Here is a 20,425-nt window from a genome sequence, read left to right on the forward strand (position 1 = left end):
CATGTCCTACATACTCGACGCCTTGCTCAAGGCCGATCAGGAACGACAACGCCACAGCACGCCGACCGTGCACTCCATCCACGCCGCGCAGAGCATCCAGCCGACGCAGGGCAAACCGCGCTGGCGCTACCTGCTGCTGATCCTGCTGCTGGGCAGCGGCATCGCCGCGGCCGGCATGCTGTTCGGCTGGCAGGCGCTGGCGACGATCCGGCCGGCCACGCCCCATGCAGCCGACAGCAACAACCTTGCCCTTAACAGCAATACACCGCCGCCGGCCGAAGCGAAGGTGGCTTACCTGCCGCCAGCGGACAGCCTGCCGCCGGCCAGGCAAAGTGATGCCGAGTCGGAGCCGGCGTTGCCAGCCCCCCCCGCCCCGGCGCCCAGTCGCAAGGAAAACCGTGTCGCGGCGGCAAGCAAGCCGGCCACGCAAACGACAGTGGCCCCGGCGCCAGCGGCCGAAGCCACCATCAGCCGCATCGACAACCGCGTCTTCAACCTGCGCGAGCTGCCGGCAGCACTACAAAAAGAGATTGGTGACAGTGTCGTGATCTCCGGCTTCTCCTCCTCCGCCGAAGACTCGGAACGACTGGTAATCATCAACGACCGGGTACGGCGCGCCGGTGACGACGTCGTGGCCGGCATGACACTGGAAAGCATCCAGGCCGATGGCGTGATCTTGAACTACAAGGGCTATCGCTTCCGTAGCGGAAGTTTCTGACGTTTCACCCACCAGAGGAAACCATCATGGCACTCCTTGCTTGCTTGCCCCGGGCAGGGCCGGTTCGCTGCCGGCAAAGACCGGCGCTGCTGACCGTATTGCTGCTGCTCCTGGCGCCCATCGTCGACGCCAACATCTATGCCTTTACTGATGCCGATGGCACCACGCACTTCAGCAACGTGCCGCAGGACAAGCGTTACCGGCTGGCACTGAGCACGCCGCGCGACAACGGCGAAGTCACTGCCGGCAAGCGCGTGGCGGGTGCGCAGTATCGCGCCAGCCAGCGCGCGCGCTGGAGCCAGCTGATCGACAGCACCGCACAGAACCTGAACCTGGACGCCGCCCTGCTGCACGCGGTCATCGCCACCGAATCCGGTTACAACTGGCGCGCGGTGTCGCCCAAAGGTGCGATTGGCTTGATGCAGTTGATGCCGGCCACCGCCGGACGCTATGGCGTGACCAACCTGTACGACCCGGGACAGAACGTCCGTGCCGGCGCGCAATACCTGCGCGAGCTGATGGGCCGCTTCGACAACGACCTACGGCTGGTGCTGGCGGCCTACAATGCCGGCGAACAGGCGGTGGCACGTTACGGCAACCGCGTGCCGCCCTATCAGGAGACCATGCAGTATGTACCGCGCGTGCTAGGCAACTACGCACGCAATCAACAGCGACCCCAAGCCGCTCCCGAGTACTGATCAAACCCGGAAAATGCTGATGGCGGCAGGAAATTCTTGCCATTTTGCTGTCGCCATATTTTAAATATTTCGTTGAATCTATTATCACAATGACCTACGATACAGCGTACCAATCCGCCAAAGAAAGGAAGGAGGCAAACCACGGTTAGCGCGTTCTGTAATCGCACCGGCCACTCGCGGCAGACCCTGCCGGAGGGGGTCGAATCTGGCTGGCAAACTGCAGCCACTGGCATCGAACAAAAGCGGCAGAACAGTACTGGCGGTATTTTTTCTATATGTACGCAGGAGGGGATCTCGCGCGATTCCTAGGCAAGGAACCGCCTTTGATAGCTTCAAAGGAGGTGTAACATGAGTCCCAACGGCCTCGGGAAGCTGCATCAGGCTTCCGGAATACACATACCCGCCACCTGTAGTACGGCGGGCTTCAAACAACCCCTATTCAGGTTTTTCGCCCTGCTGTTCAGCACGCTGTTCCTGCTGCTGACCGCCAATCCGGCCTCCGCCGTGGCTCCCGACAGCATACAAAATACGCTGGAAGGCTGCCGCAACAATGGCGACATCACGCTGCCCAATGGCAGCGGCCAGTTCATCTGTCCCGATGCGGCCTACACTACCGGCAACCTCGGCAAGGGCTGGAACGAGCTGGATCTGGTGCCCTACCGGCTGACCGTCGATGCCGGCAACTCTGCACCGGCAACCCAGCAATACACCATCGCGGTGGTAGTCGATCATGAAGATGCCGGCAAACCCGGCTACGACGTGCTGTCGACACTGACCAAGAACGTGGCACTCTCCAGCGGCACCTGCTCGATTCAAAGCGTCGGCGCCCAGACAGTACTCAGCCCCGGCATCGGTGGTACCGACAAGTCGCTGTACCGGCTGGTCACCATCAACCAGAACAAGAACAGCACTTGCGTGTTTGACTACTATGCGCGGCTGGCACTGGGTTCGCACCTGTACCCGGGATCGTCGTTGCACGCCAACCTGACCAACGAGGCCTTCGGCACTGCCGGTATCGGCGCGCGTGACGTGTCCATCCCGGTGAAAGAAATCCTGCCGCAAGAGCTGCGCAAGGACATGACTGCCAGTCAGGACACCGACTACACCTGGAACATCACCAAACAGGCCAACCCGACCGATGTCTCCTTCGGCAACGTCTGCGCGGAAGGTTTTGATGACCAGCTACCGGTGGAAATCACCATCCAGTGGACGCGCTCGGCCGCCATCAACGGCATGATCACCGTCACCACCAACGTCTACGCCAAGAACCCGGCATCGCGCACCATCACCGTCAGTGTCTCCGACAAGATCTACAAGGGCCTGACCCCAACCACCCAGGTCGGCAGTACCGCGAACTCGGGCGAGGTTGATGTTGCTGCCAAGACCGAAGTACTGGTGCTCACCAACCAGCAGACTCTGCCAGCCAGTGATGGCGATCAGGGCGCCTTCAACGATGTGGCCACCGCGACCTACATCGACAAGGCTACCGGTATAGCGGTACCGGGTAACACCACCGCCACCGCCAGTGCCGCCATCAGCACCGGCACCACCACCAACGCCACCGCGGTCATCACCGACACCGAGTCGATCACTGGCAATTTCCTGCAGTTCTCGGTCGATAGCCTGGGCGGCAGCGTCGCCGGCAGCTTCAATCCGGCTTATGTACTGGGTACCAAAACTGTCGGTCCGGTTAACTGGACATCCGGTGAACAAAGCAGCAGCGGTTCGGTTGTGTTCAACAAGACCATTCACCTGAATGGCCAGAAAATCACTTCCGGCACCCTGACTGACACTGCGACACTGACACCGAAAGATGGCAGCCCGCAGGTCTCCGGCCCAGTCAATGTGGCCATCGTGTCGAGTTCGGCTGCAGAGCTGAAGATCGACAAGAGCATCGACGCGGAATCGATGTCGTTCCTGGCAGCGGGTGAGAAATACGTGATCCGCTTCACCATTACCCGCCTGGGTGATGCGACCTACCAGGACCACAAAGAGCTGACCTTCAACTTCGGCGATAGTGGTGCCACCAAATCGGTCTCCCTGACCGGACTGGTACCGGATACCTATCAAGTGGTTGAGGAAACCGTGTTCGTCAATGCGGCCAACGTTGAAGCGATCGGCGTGCTTGCCGATGCGACCAGCAACTCGCGCAGTGTCGACCTGACTGTCACCGACAGCACACCGATCTGCCTGGGCACTGCCGTGTTCGCCAACAAGCGGGCATTTGGTCCGGCCACCGCCGAAGTGCAGAAAGTCACCGATCCGGTGTTGCAGTCTGGTGATCCCGACTTCAAGTGGAGCTTTACCCTGACTGGCCCTGGCGCAGGCATTGGTGTAGTTGCCGAAGCTGATGCCGGTGGTGCTGCCGTCGCATTCGAAGCCGGCGGCCAGCCGTTCTCGCTTTCCGAAGGTGTCTACACCGTGACCGAAACGCTGAAGAGTGGCTGGGACTTGAACAGTGTCAACAGTAACCCTGCTGCCACCACCTGCACCTTTACCGTCAATTACCCAGCCGATGCCGGCAAAGTGTTCTCCTGCCTGTTCAAGAACACCAAGCGGGCCGAGGTCGAGGTAATCAAGACCTTCAAAGGCGCACCCATCACTGGTAGTGAAGTGTTCACCTTCAGCCTGCGTACCGGCGCATCGGCCGCAGCGGATGGCACCATCCTGCAAACCCTGCAGGCCAATGCCGGCAACGGTGGCACCATTACCTTTGACAAGGTGGTTCCCGGCAACTACCAACTGTGCGAACAGGGTATTCCGGTTGGCTGGACAACTTCTCTGTCCTCCATGCCAGGCGCCTTCTCGCCACCAAATGGCGGTGACAACAGCACCACTTGCGTCGGCTTTAGCGCCGCTGCCGGTCAGTCTGTGAGCTTCACCATCGACAACGTACCACCGCCGGAAGGCCAAGCCCGCACCATCGGCTACTGGAAAAACTGGGCTTCCTGCAAACAAAGTGGCGGCAAGCAAGCGCCTGTTCTCGACCGTACCATGGCCCTGGCTGAACCTACCGGTATCCAGGTAAACAGCTTCTACCTGCACGGTGATGTGGCCAACCCTGACGTGGCACCGGATTGCAGCAAGGCAGTCAACTTGCTCAACAAGTCCACCTTTGGCGGTACCAAGAAAGCCAGCGACCCGCTATTCAACATGGCGGCACAACTGGTAGCGGCTGAACTGAACTACGCGGCAGGGGCAGGTACCTGCGCCAAAGTCAGCACTGCCATTACACAGGCCAACGCACTGCTGACCAAGTACCAGTTCACTGGTTACGGCTACACCGGCAAGGTCAGCGCCACTGACGCCAGCCTGGCCAATAGCCTGGCCACTCGACTGGACAACTACAACAACAACCTGCCAAGCGCCTGCCTGTAACCCAGACTGGCGTATCAAAAAAAGCCCGGCGCAAGCCGGGCTTTTTGTTGCTGGTGCTGGGGCTCCGCCTTATCTGGCAACCTGCACCGATACCACTGCACTGGCGGTGGCGGCACCGTCGCTGATGCTGTAGCTGAAGCTGTCACTGCCCTTGAACTTGCCGTTCGGGGTGTAGGTGATGCTGCCGTCGCTATTGAGCACCGCCTTGCCACGCGCCGGCACGCCCACGGTCTTGACCTGCAGCGGCTTGCCCTCCGGATCGTAGTCATTGCCCAGTACGACTACCCTGATGGCGATACCAACCTTGGTCGCACCGCTGTCATTGACCGCTACCGGCGGCTTGTTGCTGGTGCTGGTCGTGCCGCTGGCCACCACATACGTGGCGCTGGCCGTGGCGCGATAGCTGCTGCTGCCAACGTTGGCCGCAAGCACGCTGAAGCCGTAAGAGCCGGCAGCCGCCGTCGCCGCCGAGCTGACGCTCAGCGTGGTGCTGGTGCTGGCACCCGGCGCCAGTGTCAGCGTCGACAGAGGCAGGCTGCTGCTCCAGCCGGCCGGCACCGTGGCCGCCAGGCTGAACTGAGAACTGCTGCAGGCACTGGAATCGGTATTGGTCACGCTCAGGCTGAAGCTTGCCGCCGTGCCGGCAGCCACCGACGGGCTTTGCCCCGGCGTCAACACCACACTCGGATTGCCACGGGTGCACACCGGCTGCACCGGCGTTTGCCCGCCGGTCGCCACACTCACCGTGGCACCGCTGCTGCTCAGCGACAGCAGCGAAATGCTCACCCCGCTACCGCTATCAGTGAAGGTCTTGCCCACCGCCAGCGGCGAATCGCTGATGTCATCGGTGGCCGAGCTGTTCGGCGTCAGGTCGAGCAGGTCGCTGGTGTCACCGCTGTTGTCGGTACCGGTACGCACCAGCACGCCATTGACCGCCTGCGGGAAGCGCGAGATGTCGCTGTCGAAGCCCAACGGCTGGCGGAACTCGACGTAGTACCAGCTCTTCTGCCCGGTTGTCGCATCCACCCCCTTCAGCACCTTCAGCGCCTTGATGCCACTGCCGGCTGCCGCGTACGGCGCCAGCGTGACGGTGGTGCTACCGCTTTCCACGGTGGCGATGGCGGGCGACAGATTGTAGTTCAGCCAGCCCAGACGCTCTTTCTGGAACGCGTTGTAATGCACGCCGCCATTACCCATGGTATCGAAGGCGTCGCCGTACTCGCTGCGGCTGCAGCTGCTGCCCAGCGTGGTCGCGCCGCAATCCAGCGAGTGCGAGTGCCACAGGCCCAGGTTGTGTCCCATCTCGTGCGTCACCACCCCGCGATACAGCGCGCCGTTCAGCCACGACGACGACGGCGAGCCGCCGACGGTCCCCATGCCGGACCAGGTGCAGGCACTGTTTTTCGGCATCACGTAGATGCGGCGCGGATACAGCGTCAGGTCGATGCCGGCGGCCTTGGCGGCCTGGTTGGCGTAGGCGGCCACGTTGTCCGGGCTGCAGGTCTGGTTGATCGGCAGCGTCAGCCAGCCGAAGACATTGCCGTTCAGCCACGTCTGCTGCGACGAGTTTTCCTTGATGAAATCGCTGCTGCTGCCAAACACGGTGGTGTTGGCCTGGCTCGCGGTATACGGCTGCGTCTGGTTGTCCTGGAAGTTGACCAGCAGCACCGCGGTTTTCTGTTCGCCAAAGGTATTCGGCGCGGCAAGTGCCAGCACCTGGTAGCTGGTGCTGCCGGTGCTGTCCAGCGCCAGCACATTATTGCTGAGCGAACCCTTCACCCGCACCTTGGTACCGCTCGGCTGGCGCGGGCCCTTGCCCTTGAACTTCAGCTCGACGCGGCCCTCTTCCGTCTTCAGGTAGTAGCGGTTGCCGGTGGTCTTGTCGAAGTAGTGAACGTGGATCACCTCCAGCTCACCCTCGCGCTCCACTGCAGCCGCTGCCGTCGCGGTGCCCTGGTTCTGCGGCAGGGCCTTGCTGCTCTGGGCCATGCCAGGGGCGGCAAACAGGGTCAAGACAAGTGACAACATGGTGCCGGTGCGTGCCATCAGGCGCGGCCAACCTGGCGCTGCTGCAATAGACATAATTTCCTTTCGTGTAACCCGGGCTTGTTGCCGACCGGCGGCGCCTAGCACCCTGCCCGATCCGGCAATACCCTTTTCCTGCGTGGCGGCGGCAGCCGGAAACGGCACCGCATCGTGTCCGCTCCCGGCCGCAGGCAACACGCCACAACCAAGCCTTGCTTCGTATCCGCCGATGGATCCGGCGTGCTGTCTTGATGACACCCACTACCCGCACAACAGGACGCGCCCCCTTTTTGGCATCCCGTCGCCAGGCGCTGGCGCCGGCCATTTACCTTGCTGACATCTGTTGCTTTACTTGCAACTGGTTCTTTTAAAAACAATAACCGAAAGATGTCAGATACAAACAGTCAAGTCAGTTCACATAGTCTGGCCACAAGGCCGACACCGTGATTCCACGTCCGAACCTATCGGATGACGTCGCTACTATACATAGTTGCTGAGGAGTTACCGCCCCGTTTTTCGGCTGATTCAAAAAATAGCACGCACGATATATGTCTTTGTTTTAATTAAACAAACATCATTTCATCAATCAGATAAATGACGGCTTTACCGGCGATATCTTTGGAAATTTTGCAACGGGTCATTCCGTTCATCTTTATCCCGTTCGAACGGCTAGCTGCGCTGAAAACCGGGCGCAAAATACCCGCCAGCACGGCGCCAAAGCACAGCACTGCCGCCAGCCATCGGCACGGTAAAAAGCCGTGCCGGCGGCAGCGCAAGCAGATAAACAGGGGAATGAAAACGGAGAACAGATGAAGGCGTAACCTGCATTGCCAGCGCGCGCCAGGGCCAGCGCGCAAGGCGCACACCACGATAAGCAGCAAGCAGAGCAACAGTGCCGGTGGCAAGCGCGCCACTGGCGGGGGGCAGCGAAACATCGGCGCCGGCGGCAAAGCGACAGCAATTTAACGATCCGCCGCGTTTTACACGCTTTCGCCACCGGCAACCACGCGCAAACCCCCATGGCACGGTCATCACCAATCGGCGCGTCGCAATGCGAATAGCAAAAACAACATTAAAATCAATAAGCTGTCATTTCAAACATGCCAAAAGCGCATATTTTTTTAAAAACAGGCTTGACGCGGTCAAAAGCAGACGTTAAAGTGCACGCCAATTCGTGATGCAGCACTGTGACACGAAGCCAGTGGGGGTATAGCTCAGCTGGGAGAGCGCTTGCATGGCATGCAAGAGGTCAGCGGTTCGATCCCGCTTATCTCCACCACTTCAGTCCCTATAGTTTAGCGGTTAGAACACTGCCCTTTCACGGCGGCGGCCGGGGTTCGATTCCCCGTGGGGACGCCAGAATATGAAAAGCCCGTTACCTCGGTAACGGGCTTTTTGCATTGGCGGCCAACCTTGGCCGTACCCCGCCCTCCTGCTCCAGGTACGAATCACGCGGCAAAAACGGCATCGGCTGTGGCGATGGTTTGCCCGCCATTTTGCCGGCAGCGTACAATAGCCGTTTTTCCGTATTCGCTGGCCAGCCAACATGATCCGCACTCGCTTTGCCCCCAGCCCGACCGGCTTCCTGCACATCGGCGGTGTCCGCACCGCGCTGTTCTCCTGGGCGTTTGCCCGCAAACACGGCGGCACCTTCGTGCTGCGCATCGAAGACACTGACCTAGAGCGCTCGACCCCGGAATCGGTCAAAGCCATCCTCGACGGCATGCACTGGGTCGGCCTCGACTACGACGAAGGCCCGTTCTACCAGACGCAGCGCTTTGACCGTTACAAGGAAGTGATCCAGCAACTGCTGGCATCTGGCCACGCCTACCCGTGCTACTGCAGCAAGGACGAGCTGGAAGCGCTGCGTGCGCAGCAGGAAGCCAACGGCGAGAAGCCGCGCTATGACCGCCGCTGGCGCCCGGAAGCCGGCAAGACCCTGCCGCCGCCACCGGCCGGCGTGCAGCCGGTGATCCGCTTCAAGAACCCGCTGGATGGCGTGGTGGCGTGGGATGACGCGGTCAAGGGCCGTATCGAATTCGCCAACACCGAACTGGACGACCTGATCATCGCCCGTCCGGACGGCAGCCCGACCTACAACTTCTGCGTGGTGGTCGACGACTGGGACATGAACATCACCCACGTGATCCGCGGCGACGACCACGTCAACAACACCCCGCGCCAGATCAACATCCTCAAGGCGCTGAACGCACCGCTGCCGGTGTACGGCCACCTGCCGATGATCCTCAACGAGGACGGCCAGAAGATGTCCAAGCGCCGCGACGCGGTGAGCGTGGTGGACTACGCAGACAAGGGCATCCTGCCAGAAGCGCTGCTGAACTACCTGGCGCGCCTGGGCTGGGGCCACGGCGACGACGAACTGTTCGACATGACCCAGTTCGTGGAATGGTTCACGCTGGAAGCGGTCAGCGGCTCGCCTAGCCGCTTCAACCACGAGAAATTCCTGTGGCTGAACGCGCAGTACATCAAGGCCGCCGACAACGCGCGCCTGGCCGAGCTGATCGCCGGCCGCCTGGCTGCGGCCAACGTTGACACCACCGCCGGCCCGGCGCTGGCTGACGTGATCGCACTGGTGAAAGAGCGGGTGCAGGATCTCAACGCGCTGGCCGTGGAAGTGGACTACTTCTACGCCAAGCGCGAGCCTGCCGCCGCCGACATCGACAAGCACCTGTCCGCCGACAGCCACGCGCGCATGCTGCGCTTTGCCGAGCGTCTGGCAGCACTGGACAGCTGGACCGCCGAGAGCATCCACGAGCTGTTCAAGCCGTTCTGCGCCGACGAGGGCATCAAGATGGGCCAGCTGGGCATGCCGCTGCGCGTGCTGGTGTGCGGCACCGCGCAAACGCCATCGGTGGACGCCGTGCTGGCGCTGATCGGCAAGGACGAGGTGCTGCGCCGCATGCGCGGCTAAGCCAGCGCCCCGCCGCTGACGCGCAACACAAAGCCCCGCCAGTGCGGGGCTTTTTTGCGGCTGCGGCCAAGGTTGGCCGCAACAAGTTTAGGGCGCCTCGAAAAGCCCTGGTTTCCAAGCGAGACAAGGTGCGAGCGAAAAATTCTGACGTTGCATATGGTTGATATGTAAGGAGGAATTTTACGTGAGCAACGCCATATCGCAACGAAAGCAGGGGTTTTTCGAGGTGCCCTTTATTCTTCCACCGTTACCACCGCGTCGTGATTCATGCGCGCCAGCATCGCCCACGCCGCCGCCAGCTCGCCGGCGCCGACGTGCGACACATCCAGCACGTATTCCTTGTGACTGCTGAGCAGCACCACGCAGGCACTGCCCCACACTACCGACAGCAGCCGCTCGTTGGGATCATCATCGTCCGAACTCACCACGATGCCGTGCTCGTCCGCCGACAGCCGGTCATCGACATGGCGCGACAGCACCAGACTGTTGCTGGCATACCGGCCGAGGGAAAAATCGAGACTAAGGCCATCGCCGTCATCGGCGGCAATGGAAGAAACAAACTGGCTCATGGCGGGGTCCTGCGGGCATTGACGATGATAGACATCATAGCGCGGGCCGCAGCGTACTGCAGCCGCGCGACCTGCGGCCAACCTTGACCTCAGGCGAAAAAAAATGGCGGATCGCAGGATCCGCCGAGCAGCCTTGAATGCCAGGAGTGTTTCAAGGAAATCCGCCGCGCCGCATGGCCCACAGGCCACCACGGCGCGGATAAAACGCTTACTTCCAGTTGGCCGGGAACTTGTAGCCGGCAAACTTCTGTTTCGCCCAGGCACGGAAGGCCGGCGAGTTGTAGGCGGCGATCACGTCCTTGGCCCACGGCTTGTTGACGTCAGCCGCACGCACCACACCCCAGTTGACGTAGGCATAGCTCTTTTCCTGGTACACGGCTTCGGTCAGCTTGATGCCGGAGCTCACGGCGTAGTTGCCGTTCACCACCGCGAAGTCAACATCGGCACGCGAGCGCGGCAGTTGCGCGGCTTCCAGCGGCACGATCTTGATCTTCTTGACGTTGACTTCGATGTCCTTTTCCGACGCGGTCAGCGGGTTGATGCCCTTCTTCAGCTTGACCCAGCCCAGATCGTTCAGCATCACCAGCGCGCGGGCGAAGTTGGACGGATCGTTCGGTGCTGCCAGGGTGCTGCCGACTTTCACGTCCTTCAGCGACTTCAGCTTGCCGGCGTAGATGCCCAGTGGCGCGGTCGGCACCTGGAACACTTCTTTCAGCTGCAGCTTGTTTTCGCGGGCGAAATTGTCGAGGTAAGGCTTGTGCTGGAACACGTTGACGTCCAGCGAGCCTTCCTGCAGCGCCAGGTTAGGACGCACGTAGTCGGTGAATTCCACCAGTTTCACGCTGTAGCCCTGCTTTTCCAGCAGCGGCTTGATCTGTTGTTTCACCTGGTCGCCGAAGTCGCCAACGGTGGTACCGATGACGATTTCCTTTTTCGCCGGGTCGGCAGCGTAAACGTTGGCCGCAGCGGTCAGGCCGATGGCGGCAACAGCGATGGATTTCAGTACGAGTCTGCGCATGGTGTTCTCCTTGTGAGAGGCTTTGTCCAATGGCGTGGCGTCTGCGTGAACGCCCGCCGCTTTAAATTAGGGTGCTTAACGTTTGTCGAGGCGGGCCGCGAGGTGGTTGCCGGCAAACTGGATGATCTGCACGATCACCACCAGCAGCAGCACCATCGCTACCATCACTTCGGTCTGGAAGCGGTAGTAGCCGTAACGGATGGCCAGGTCACCGATGCCGCCGCCGCCAACCACGCCGGCCACCGCCGAGTAGCTGAGGAAGCTGATGGTGAGGATGGTCAGGCTGGAGATCAGGCCGGCACGGGCCTCGCCCAGCAACACCTTCCAGATGATCTGTGCCGGGCTGGCGCCCATCGCCTCGGCGGCCTCGATCACGCCGCGCGGGATCTCGCGCAGCGTCTGCTCCACCAGCCGCGCAAAGTACGGGATGGCGGCAAACGACAGCGGCACCGCAGCAGCGATCGGGCCGATGGTGGAGCCGACCAGCACACGCGTCAGCGGCACCAGCGACACCATCAGGATGATGAACGGGAAGGAGCGCACCAGGTTGACGAACCAGCCGACCACGCCGTTAACGAAGCGATTGGCGAACAGCTGCCCCGGCTGGGTCAGGTACAGCAGGATGCCGAGCGGGCCGCCGACCACGATGGCGACGGTCAGGCCGATGGCCAGCATCAGCCCGGTTTCCGCGCTGGCTTGCCAGATTTCCGGCGCCAGATCTGACAGGTTGGCCAGTGCCTGGGCAAAAGTCAGTTGTTCATCCATTTATGCGGCCTCCAGCAGCGATTTGGCCAGCGCCGAGCGCGCCGCGACCTGTTTGTCGGTGACTTCCAGCAGCTCGACCACTTCGCCGGCGTCGAGCAGCGCGGCACGGTGGCAGATGGAGCGGATGACGTGCATTTCGTGGGTCACGATCACCACGGTGACGCCGAAGCGGGCATTGATGCCCTGCAGGCAGTCGAGAATCGACTGCGTGGTCTTCGGATCCAGCGCCGAGGTCGGCTCGTCGGCCAGGATCACATGCGGACGCGGCGCCAGCGCACGGGCGATGCCGACACGCTGCTTCTGGCCGCCGGACAGCTGTGCCGGATAGTGGCCGGCACGGTCGGCGAGGCCGACGATGTCCAGGCACTCCGCCACGCGCTGATCAATATCCGCGCGGCTCCAGCCGGCGATCTCCAGCGGAAAAGCAATGTTGGCCGCCACGGTGCGGTTGGCCATCAGGTTGAACTGCTGGAACACCATGCCGATATTCTGGCGCGCGCGGCGCAGCTCGGCGGCAGACAGGCCGGTCAGATCACGGCCGTCAACATTGACGCTGCCGTGGTCGGGGCGTTCCAGCAGGTTGATCAGTCGCAGCAGCGTCGATTTGCCGGCGCCGGAAAACCCGATCAGGCCGAAAATCTCGCCCGCCTTGATATGGAGGGTGGTGTCGCGCACGGCGTCAAACCAGCCGCCTTCAGGGCGACGGAAGCGCTTGTGTACGTTTTTGAGGTGAATCATCCTGGACTCCGAAGCAATAAAGCCCGCCGGGTTTGCGCTGGCGGGCTTTATCACGTGGAATCTTCGGTATCGAAAATTGGGAGAATCGTTTGATAAAACAATCCCCACGCTTTAGCTGTTTTACGCCCGCAAGCTGTGTTCAAATCGGCGTTAATCAAGTTGTTGTACACAATTGAACAATATACATTCGTTTGTGTCAATCGCTGCGATGCACCATATTACTCTTATGTCGCAAAATTGCAAACATTAGTTTTAATATAACTTTCAGCAATTTAAATATTGTATCCAGTGCCAGACACTGGCAGTGGCCGCCGACACGCGATCACGCTGCCATCTGCCCTTATCTCGCGCTAAAACAGGCGCTTAGCTGGCCCAGCTCGCCGTAGCGCAGGGTCGCCTCGCTGTCCGTCGCCAGCGTCAGTACGCCGGCATAGGAGCCGGTAATCACCACCTGCCCCGGCAGGATCGCCTCGCCGCGCGCGGCGAGGAAGCCCTGCAGCCAGTACAGCGGCGCCAGCGGATCGCCGGCCGGGTGCACGCCGGCCAGTGTTTCCTCGCGCTCTCCCTGGTTCAGCACCAGCGGCAACGTCGTGGCCGCAAAGGCGGCGTCGCGCTCGACCTGCGGCCCCAGCAGCAGGCCCTGGTTGACCAGACCGTCGGCCAGCGACTGCAGGAACGACGGCTTCGGCGCCGGCTGGTAGCGGCTGTCGATCAGCTCCAGCGCCAGATGCACGCGGGTGATGGCGGCGCGGATCTCGGCCTCGGTGTAGGGTTCGGCGCGCAGCGGCAGGCCGCCGTCGAAGACGAAGGCCAGTTCCGGCTCGACGCGCACCGCGCCGTCGCGCAGCCACACCGGGCACGGCGCGGTGCTGTGTATGCTGCTGGCGTGGATAGTGGTCGCGTAGATCGGCGCGGCAACGGTCTTGTCGCTGTCCGGCAGGCCGCACTTCCAGCCGCCGATGGCGTCGTTGAGCAGGCCGGAGACGGCCTGCTGGATCGCCAGCGCGTCGGCCAGCGTCTGCGGCGCCTGGACGTCGGCCAGCAGCGGGCCCTGGCTGCCGCTGAGGCGGCGCGCCGCGAGGGTGATGGCGGCGGCGCGGATATCGGATGGATTCATGAGCGAATGAAAACGGGTGGCAAAGCGCCGTTGTACCTGTCCGCGCGCGCGGCGGCAAGTCCGCCGCGCAGCCGGGGTTCACCCGCGATAGCGCACGCAGTTGCGGCCGGCGGCCTTGGCCTGGTACAGCGCGGCGTCGGCCTCGCGCAGCAGCGCTTCCTCGTCGCTGCCGTGCGCCGGATAGCTGGCGATGCCGGCGGAGAACTGCAGCCCCTGCAATGCGCTGCTGTCGCCGGCCACGCGGCAGCCGGCGTAGGCCTGCTGCAGCTCGGCGACGCAGGCGGCGGCGCCGACGATGTCGCAGCCGGGCAGCACCAGGCAGAACTCCTCGCCACCGTAGCGCACCGCGAAATCGGCGGCGCGCAGGCGGCCGGCAAACAGCGTCGCCAGCGCCTTCAGCACCGCGTCGCCCATGGCGTGGCCGTACTGGTCGTTGACCGCTTTGAAGTGGTCGAGGTCGATCAGCACCAGGCACAGTGACTGCCCGAGATGGCTGGCATGCTGCAGTTCGACCGGCAGCCGCTCGTGCAGATAGCGACGGTTATACAGTTTGGTCAGCGGATCGCGCCGCGCCTGTTCCTGCAGCTGTTGCTGCAGCTGCTCCACTTCGGCCATGCGTACCGCCAGCTCGCGATTCAGCGTCTGCAGCGCCTGATGCGCACGTTCCGCTTCCTGCTGCCGCTGCAGCGCCCAGTCGCGCTCGAAGGCCACGCTTTGCGCCGCCTGCTGCAGCTGCAGCGTGCGCTGGCGGAAGAAGCGGTAGCCGAGGAACACCAGCGCCAGCATCAGCACCGACAGCACCCAGTACACCGCCATCGCCGAATCGCGATACAGCATCGCACGCTGTTGCCACGCCTGCGCGCTGTCGCCGACCTGCGCCGCCACGCTGCGGTCCGCCAGCCAGAACGACAGCCACAGGAAGCCCAGCACGCCACACAACGCAAACACCGCCACCAGCCCCACCCAGCGCTGCGCCGGTGCCGCGGCGGCGCGCTGCGGCCAACGTTGCTCGCGCCAACGCAGCACCGCGGGCGTGCCCAGCAGCAACAACGGGCCGCAGGTCAGCACCGTCTGCAGGAAATTGCCCGACCACCAGCCCTGCCACACCGCGAAGGCGCCCATCGCCGACAGCTTGTTGCTGTAGCTCCAGATGAAGGAGCCGGTGGCGCTGGACACGGCGGAGATGAAGCAGATGGTGACGAAGAACAGCGTGGCCGGCAGCGACGACGGCACATAGCGCACCTTGACGTGACGGTACACCAGCGACATCACCAGCAGCCCCAGCGGATTGGAACAGGCAAACAGCAAGGCCCAGCCCAGTGGCAGCCCGGACAGGTAGGCGACCAGCAAGGTGGACAGATAGGCGAGGCTGGCACCCCAGGCGTAACCGAACCACAACACCCACAGGGTGGCGATGGTCAGCGGCGGGTAGATGCTGATCACGAAATCCAGCTCGCCAAAATGCACGCTGTAGCCGTACCAGCCGGCGTACAGTTCGACCACGCCCAGCCACAGAGACAGCGCCAGCGACAGCAGCCAGGCCAGCATCAGCTGCCAGCGGGCCGGCGAGCGCTGCAACAGCACCGCAAGCGGCAAGGCGTGGTCGCAGGCGGCCAGCGGATCGGCCGGCGTGGCAAGGTTGGCCGCAACAGGGGAAGCGTGCATGGCATGGCACTATCTTAATGTCGTGAGCAGCAGCATAAGAGCATGCCAGCAACGTTTCAAGCGCTGTCGTTGCGGCCGGCGCGGCACGCGAACGGGGCATGGCGCACCACCATGACACATGATTTGCGGCGCCACCGATGCCTGCATCATTGCGGTGCAGGCTGCCGTGGCGTAATGCACGTTTCGATAGGGCAAACACTGGCACGCGGCTTGCTGAACTGCTCATGACGATGAACAGCAGGAGACCGCGCCATGCATGCACTGACCTTGCCCGAAGCGCACCACTATGACGAAATGCTGCTCGCCAGCGGGGGTATCCGCCCGCACTACCGCGACTTTGCCCACTGGCTGCACTCGCAGTCGCCGCAGACCCTGGCCCGCAAGCGCGCCGAAGCCGACCTGATGTTCCACCGCGTCGGCATCACCTTCGCCGTGTACGGCGACGATTCCGGCGCCGAGCGGCTGATCCCGTTCGACAGCGTGCCGCGCATCATCCCCGCCAGCGACTGGCGCACGCTGGAAGCCGGCATGCGCCAGCGCGTCACCGCGTTGAACGCCTTCCTGCACGACATCTACCATGAGCAGCACATCGTGAAGGCCGGCATCATCCCGGCCGAGCAGGTGTTCTCCAACAGCCAGTACCAGCCGGCGATGCAGGGGCTGGACCTGCCGCACCGCATCTATGCGCACATCACCGGCGTGGACGTGATCCGCCACAACGACGGCAACTTCTACGTGCTGGAAGACAATCTGCGCGTGCCCTCCGGCGTGTCCTACATGCTGGAAAACCGCAAGATGATGATGCGGCTGTTCCCCGAGCTGTTCGCCAGCCACGCGGTGGCGCCGGTGCAGCACTACCCCACCCTGCTGCTGAACACCCTGCGCCACGCCAGCCTGGCGGAAAACCCCACCGTGGTGGTGCTCACCCCCGGCCACCACAACAGCGCCTACTTCGAGCACGCCTTCCTGGCGCAGCAGATGGGTGTGGAGCTGGTGGAAGGCCAGGACCTGTTCGTGAAGCACAACCGCGTGTACATGCGCACCACCGCCGGCCACAAGCAGGTGGACGTGATCTACCGCCGCATCGACGACGCCTTCCTCGACCCGCTGGCCTTCCGCGCCGACAGCATGCTGGGCGTGCCGGGGCTGCTGTCGGTATACCGCAGCGGCGGCGTGATCCTGGCCAATGCCATCGGCACCGGCGTGGCGGACGACAAGTCCATCTACCCCTATGTGCCGGACATGATCCGCTTCTATCTGAGCGAGGAGCCGCTGCTGCAGAACGTGCCCACCTGGATGTGCCGCCGCCCGGCGGAGCTGGACCACGTACTCAACAACCTGGCCGAGCTGGTGGTGAAGGAGGTCCACGGTGCCGGCGGCTACGGCATGCTGATCGGCCCGGCCGCCAGCAGCGCCGAGATCGAGGACTTCCGCCAGCGCATCCTCGCCGACCCGAGCAACTACATTGCGCAGCCGACGCTGTGCCTGTCGTCCTGCCCCACCTTCGTGGAGGCCGGCATCGCGCCGCGCCACATCGACCTGCGCCCCTTTGTACTCTCCGGCCGCGAGATAAGCATGGTGGCCGGCGGGCTGACGCGGGTGGCACTCAAGGAAGGCTCGCTGGTGGTGAATTCGTCGCAGGGCGGCGGCACCAAGGACACCTGGATTCTGGAGGACTGATCATGATGCTCTCGCGCACTGCTTCCCAGCTGTACTGGATGAGCCGCTACATGGAGCGCGCCGAAAACCTGGCGCGCCTGCTGGACGTGACCCACAGCCTGTCGCTGCTGCCGCAATCCCGCGGCGGCGCCGACATTGCCGCCGCGCTGGCCACCACCGGCGCGCTGGACGCCTGCCGCGCCCGCCACCCGCAACTTGCCGCTGCCGACGTGCTGCACTTCATGACCTTCGATGCGGCCAACCCGGCCAGCATCATCAGCTGCCTGAAATACGCCCGCGAAAACGCCCACGCCGTGCGCGGCAAGATCACCGGCGAGATGTGGGAGAACATCAACGCCAGCTGGCTGGAAGCGCGGCAGATGGCGGCCGAAGGCCGACCGCTGGCCGGCTTCTTCGACTGGGTGAAGGAGCGCTCGCACCTGTTCCGCGGCACCACCTACGGCACCATCCAGCGCAACGACGCGTTTTCCTTCATCCGCCTTGGCACCTTCCTGGAACGCGCCGACAACACCGCGCGGCTGATCGACGTGAAGTCGCACCTGGTGGGCCATGAGCTGGACGACAGCGCAGCGGATTTCTACCTGTGGGGCGCGCTGCTGCGCTCGCTGGGCGCCTTCGAGGCCTACCACGAGCTGTACCGCGACAGCCTCAGCGCGCGGCGCGTGGCCGAGCTGCTGATCCTGCGCCCGGACGTGCCGCGCTCGCTGCGCGCCTGCGTCGACGAGATCGCCGAGCTGCTGCCGCGCATCCAGGGCGACACCGGCCACCGTGCCAAAAGGTTGGCCGCCACGCTGCATGCCGAGCTGAGCTACGACCAGATCGACAGCATTCTTGGCGCCGGCCTGCACGCCTACCTGACACAGTTCCTCAGCCAGATCCACGCGCTGGGCGCGGCGGTGCACGGCGCCTACCTGGAGGCAGCATGAGCGAGCTGATCATCCGCGAGGCAAGCCCGGCCGACGCCGCCGCCATCTGCGCCATCTACAACCCGTACATCGAGTACACCACCATCTCGTTCGAGGAAAAACCGGTGAGTGTCAGCGACATGGCCGAGCGTATCGCCGGCACCCAGGCGCAGGGCCTGCCGTGGCTGGTGGCCGAGACCGAGGACGGCGAGCTGTTCGGCTACGCCTACGCCAGCCGCTGGCGCGCGCGCCCAGCCTACCGCCACAGCGTGGAGGCCAGCGTCTACCTGCGCCAGGCCACCGTCGGCCAGGGGCTGGGCAAGCTGCTGTACCGCGAGCTGCTGCAACGGCTGACTGCCTTGGGCCTGCGCACGGTAATCGGCGGCGTGGCGCAGCCCAACCCGGCCAGCGACGCACTGCACCGCGCGCTGGGCTTCAAGCAGGTAGCACTGTTCGAACAGGTTGGCCGCAAGTTCGGCCGCTGGCTGGACGTGGCCTACTGGCAACTCTCCCTTGGAACCTGACTTACGATCTCGCGAGCTAAAGCGAGACAAGGCGAAAGCAGCTGAGGAAGCGGAATTGACAAATCGTCAATGAGCATTTCGAAGATGCTTTCAACGCCGTATCGCTGACGCGCAGCAGATCGTAAACCGCTTAGCACTTCGCAGGAGGCTTTATGCAACTGACCATCGATCACGAAACCGTCTACCACTACGACGCCACCGTCAGCCACAGCACCCAGTACCTGCGGCTGACGCCGCCGCAAACAGCGCATCAGCGCATCATCAGCTGGCAGCTGGAGCTGCCGGTGGCGGCCAGCGAAAGCACCGATGCCTACGGCAACATCCTGCACGTGCTCACCCTGGACACCCCGCACAGCGAGATCCGCCTGCGCGCCCACGGTGTGGTGGAAACCAGCGACCACTGGGCGGACGAGGCCGAGGCACTGCCGCCACCGGTGTTCCTGCGCGGCAGCGCGCTGACCGAGCCGGACGACGCCATCCACGCGCTGGCGGCCGGCCACGCCGCCGTCATTGCGGCCACCCCTGAAACTGGGCTTGCCGCGCTGATGCAGGCGGTGGCCGACGCCATGCCCTACACCAGCGGCGTCACCCATGCGGAAACCACCGCGTCGCAGGCCCTGGCGCTGGGCGCCGGCGTGTGCCAGGACCACAGCCACGTGTTCATCGCCGCCTGCCGCAGCCTGGGGCTGCCGGCGCGTTATGTCAGCGGCTATCTGCTGACCGATCGCGACGCCCACGTCGCCAGCCATGCCTGGGCCGAGGTGTACGCCGCCGGCCGCTGGCAGGGCTTCGACATCAGCAACCGCCAGCAGCCGGACCGCCACCACCTGAAGCTGGCGGTGGGGCTGGATTACACCGACGCCAGCCCGGTACGCGGCGTGCGCCGTGGCGGCGGCAGCGAGGCGCTGCAGGCGCATGCACGGGTAACGGAGGCGGATCAGCAATGACTTACTGTGTCGGCATGGTGCTGGACGAGGGGCTGATCTTTGCCTCCGATTCGCGCACCAACGCGGGGGTGGACCACGTGGCCACCTTCCGCAAGATGAACGTGATCGCGGTACCGGGCGAGCGACAGATCGTGCTGCTGAACGCCGGCAACCTGGCCACCACCCAGAGCGTGGTCAGCCTGCTGAAAAGCCGGCTCAGTCACGATGCGGCCAACCTGCACACGGTCAGCAGCCTGTACCAGGCGGCGGAGCTGGTTGGCAGCACGGTGCGCGAGGTGATCGCCCGCGATGGCGACGGCCAGACCCAGTCGCAAGGCGTGGACTACGGCTGCAGCTTCCTGGTCGGCGGCCAGATCAGGGGCGAGCCACCGCGGCTGTTCCAGATCTACCCGCAGGGCAATTTCATCGAGGCCACGTTGGATACGCCCTATCTGCAGATCGGCGAGGCCAAGTACGGCAAGCCGATTCTCGACCGGGTGATCCACCACGACACGCCGCTGGCACAGGCGATCAAGTGCACGCTGATCTCGTTCGATTCCACCATCCGTTCCAACCTGTCGGTGGGGCTGCCCATCGACCTGCTGTGGCAGCAGCGCGACGACTTCGACTTCGCGCCGCGCCACCGCGTCACCGAGGACGACCCGTACTTTCTGGCGCTGCGCCAGGGCTGGGGCGAGGGGCTACGCAGCGTGTTCGGCCAGCTGCCGGACGCACTGTGGTTCAAGGGGGGTGACGCCGGGTGAGGT

General features: G+C 63.5%; 17 protein-coding genes and 2 tRNA genes. 11 read left to right on the plus strand and 8 right to left on the minus strand.

Annotated elements, in window-relative coordinates; translation table 11 throughout:
- Position 1: 1 nt before the first annotated feature.
- The 3 genes from PQU89_RS13020 to PQU89_RS13030 all read left to right on the plus strand — a co-directional run bounded on the left by PQU89_RS13020 (position 2) and on the right by PQU89_RS13030 (position 4,794).
- Positions 2-718, plus strand: a complete 717-nt coding sequence (locus PQU89_RS13020; RefSeq protein ID WP_272766215.1) for a general secretion pathway protein GspB — start codon at positions 2-4, stop codon at positions 716-718.
- A 98-nt stretch (positions 719-816) separates the two neighbouring features.
- Positions 817-1,416, plus strand: coding sequence for a lytic transglycosylase domain-containing protein (locus PQU89_RS13025; RefSeq protein WP_272766216.1), 600 nt, complete (start codon positions 817-819; stop codon positions 1,414-1,416).
- A 348-nt stretch (positions 1,417-1,764) separates the two neighbouring features.
- Complete coding sequence (locus PQU89_RS13030) at positions 1,765-4,794, plus strand: hypothetical protein (protein WP_272766218.1); 3,030 nt, start codon at positions 1,765-1,767, stop codon at positions 4,792-4,794.
- A 69-nt stretch (positions 4,795-4,863) separates the two neighbouring features.
- Here the strand turns inward: PQU89_RS13030 and PQU89_RS13035 are convergent, their stop codons facing one another.
- A complete protein-coding gene (locus PQU89_RS13035) occupies positions 4,864-6,876 on the minus strand; it encodes an Ig-like domain-containing protein (protein ID WP_272766219.1) in 2,013 nt (670 codons plus the stop codon).
- Positions 6,877-7,382: 506 nt separating this feature from the next.
- Positions 7,383-7,700 carry a hypothetical protein gene (locus tag PQU89_RS13040; protein ID WP_272766220.1) on the minus strand — a complete coding sequence of 106 codons (318 nt, stop codon included), beginning with the start codon at positions 7,698-7,700 and terminating at the stop codon, positions 7,383-7,385.
- A 322-nt stretch (positions 7,701-8,022) separates the two neighbouring features.
- Between PQU89_RS13040 and PQU89_RS13045 the strand changes: the two genes are divergently transcribed.
- The 3 genes from PQU89_RS13045 to gltX all read left to right on the plus strand — a co-directional run bounded on the left by PQU89_RS13045 (position 8,023) and on the right by gltX (position 9,751).
- Positions 8,023-8,098: transfer RNA gene (locus PQU89_RS13045), tRNA-Ala, on the plus strand.
- 5 nt (positions 8,099-8,103) lie between these two features.
- Positions 8,104-8,178, plus strand: a tRNA-Glu gene (locus tag PQU89_RS13050).
- 187 nt (positions 8,179-8,365) lie between these two features.
- Positions 8,366-9,751: a glutamate--tRNA ligase gene (gene gltX, locus PQU89_RS13055; protein ID WP_272766221.1), complete on the plus strand. Its 1,386-nt coding sequence runs from the start codon at positions 8,366-8,368 to the stop codon at positions 9,749-9,751.
- A 233-nt stretch (positions 9,752-9,984) separates the two neighbouring features.
- Here gltX and PQU89_RS13060 read toward each other — a convergent pair whose 3' ends face one another.
- From PQU89_RS13060 to PQU89_RS13085, 6 genes are all read right to left on the minus strand, one after another.
- Positions 9,985-10,320, minus strand: a complete 336-nt coding sequence (locus PQU89_RS13060; protein ID WP_272766222.1) for a hypothetical protein — start codon at positions 10,318-10,320, stop codon at positions 9,985-9,987.
- Positions 10,321-10,528: 208 nt separating this feature from the next.
- Positions 10,529-11,338 (minus strand): MetQ/NlpA family ABC transporter substrate-binding protein, encoded by an 810-nt coding sequence (locus PQU89_RS13065; RefSeq protein WP_272766223.1) that lies wholly within the window; start codon positions 11,336-11,338, stop codon positions 10,529-10,531.
- Between the two features lie 75 nt (positions 11,339-11,413).
- On the minus strand, positions 11,414-12,103 hold the full coding sequence (locus PQU89_RS13070; protein ID WP_272766224.1) for a methionine ABC transporter permease: 690 nt from the start codon (positions 12,101-12,103) through the stop codon (positions 11,414-11,416).
- Positions 12,104-12,841: a methionine ABC transporter ATP-binding protein gene (locus PQU89_RS13075; RefSeq protein WP_272766225.1), complete on the minus strand. Its 738-nt coding sequence runs from the start codon at positions 12,839-12,841 to the stop codon at positions 12,104-12,106.
- A 340-nt stretch (positions 12,842-13,181) separates the two neighbouring features.
- Positions 13,182-13,958 (minus strand): 2-keto-4-pentenoate hydratase, encoded by a 777-nt coding sequence (locus PQU89_RS13080; protein ID WP_272766226.1) that lies wholly within the window; start codon positions 13,956-13,958, stop codon positions 13,182-13,184.
- Between the two features lie 78 nt (positions 13,959-14,036).
- The gene (locus PQU89_RS13085) at positions 14,037-15,623 is read right to left on the minus strand and encodes a sensor domain-containing diguanylate cyclase (RefSeq protein ID WP_272766227.1); all 1,587 of its coding nucleotides are present in this window, start codon (positions 15,621-15,623) and stop codon (positions 14,037-14,039) included.
- A gap of 252 nt (positions 15,624-15,875) precedes the next feature.
- On the opposite strand from PQU89_RS13085, the gene PQU89_RS13090 reads away from it, so the two are divergent.
- From PQU89_RS13090 to PQU89_RS13110, 5 genes are all read left to right on the plus strand, one after another.
- On the plus strand, positions 15,876-17,303 hold the full coding sequence (locus PQU89_RS13090) for a circularly permuted type 2 ATP-grasp protein (protein WP_272766228.1): 1,428 nt from the start codon (positions 15,876-15,878) through the stop codon (positions 17,301-17,303).
- A 2-nt stretch (positions 17,304-17,305) separates the two neighbouring features.
- Positions 17,306-18,229, plus strand: a complete 924-nt coding sequence (locus tag PQU89_RS13095) for an alpha-E domain-containing protein (protein WP_272766229.1) — start codon at positions 17,306-17,308, stop codon at positions 18,227-18,229.
- Entirely contained in the window at positions 18,226-18,732 is a 507-nt protein-coding gene (locus PQU89_RS13100) for an arsinothricin resistance N-acetyltransferase ArsN1 family B (protein ID WP_272766230.1), read from the plus strand. Before PQU89_RS13095 ends, PQU89_RS13100 begins: the two co-directional genes overlap by 4 nt.
- 152 nt (positions 18,733-18,884) lie before the next feature.
- On the plus strand, positions 18,885-19,679 hold the full coding sequence (locus PQU89_RS13105) for a transglutaminase family protein (protein WP_272766231.1): 795 nt from the start codon (positions 18,885-18,887) through the stop codon (positions 19,677-19,679).
- A complete protein-coding gene (locus tag PQU89_RS13110; protein WP_272766232.1) occupies positions 19,676-20,422 on the plus strand; it encodes a proteasome-type protease in 747 nt (248 codons plus the stop codon). The genes PQU89_RS13105 and PQU89_RS13110 overlap by 4 nt, the downstream gene beginning before the upstream one ends.
- Positions 20,423-20,425: the final 3 nt, after the last annotated feature.

Source organism: Vogesella indigofera (assembly GCF_028548395.1).
GTDB lineage: Bacteria > Pseudomonadota > Gammaproteobacteria > Burkholderiales > Chromobacteriaceae > Vogesella > Vogesella indigofera_A.

Bases quoted from the DNA above. Each gene is read 5' to 3' on its own strand.
- PQU89_RS13020 (WP_272766215.1), top strand. From the start codon at position 2: ATGTCCTACATACTCGACGCCTTGCTCAAGGCCGATCAGGAACGACAA.
- PQU89_RS13030 (WP_272766218.1), top strand. From the start codon at position 1,765: ATGAGTCCCAACGGCCTCGGGAAGCTGCATCAGGCTTCCGGAATACAC.
- PQU89_RS13035 (WP_272766219.1), bottom strand. From the start codon at position 6,876: ATGTCTATTGCAGCAGCGCCAGGTTGGCCGCGCCTGATGGCACGCACC.
- gltX (WP_272766221.1), top strand. From the start codon at position 8,366: ATGATCCGCACTCGCTTTGCCCCCAGCCCGACCGGCTTCCTGCACATC.
- PQU89_RS13060 (WP_272766222.1), bottom strand. From the start codon at position 10,320: ATGAGCCAGTTTGTTTCTTCCATTGCCGCCGATGACGGCGATGGCCTT.
- PQU89_RS13065 (WP_272766223.1), bottom strand. From the start codon at position 11,338: ATGCGCAGACTCGTACTGAAATCCATCGCTGTTGCCGCCATCGGCCTG.
- PQU89_RS13070 (WP_272766224.1), bottom strand. From the start codon at position 12,103: ATGGATGAACAACTGACTTTTGCCCAGGCACTGGCCAACCTGTCAGAT.
- PQU89_RS13075 (WP_272766225.1), bottom strand. From the start codon at position 12,841: ATGATTCACCTCAAAAACGTACACAAGCGCTTCCGTCGCCCTGAAGGC.
- PQU89_RS13080 (WP_272766226.1), bottom strand. From the start codon at position 13,958: ATGAATCCATCCGATATCCGCGCCGCCGCCATCACCCTCGCGGCGCGC.
- PQU89_RS13085 (WP_272766227.1), bottom strand. From the start codon at position 15,623: ATGCACGCTTCCCCTGTTGCGGCCAACCTTGCCACGCCGGCCGATCCG.
- PQU89_RS13090 (WP_272766228.1), top strand. From the start codon at position 15,876: ATGCATGCACTGACCTTGCCCGAAGCGCACCACTATGACGAAATGCTG.
- PQU89_RS13095 (WP_272766229.1), top strand. From the start codon at position 17,306: ATGATGCTCTCGCGCACTGCTTCCCAGCTGTACTGGATGAGCCGCTAC.
- PQU89_RS13100 (WP_272766230.1), top strand. From the start codon at position 18,226: ATGAGCGAGCTGATCATCCGCGAGGCAAGCCCGGCCGACGCCGCCGCC.
- PQU89_RS13105 (WP_272766231.1), top strand. From the start codon at position 18,885: ATGCAACTGACCATCGATCACGAAACCGTCTACCACTACGACGCCACC.
- PQU89_RS13110 (WP_272766232.1), top strand. From the start codon at position 19,676: ATGACTTACTGTGTCGGCATGGTGCTGGACGAGGGGCTGATCTTTGCC.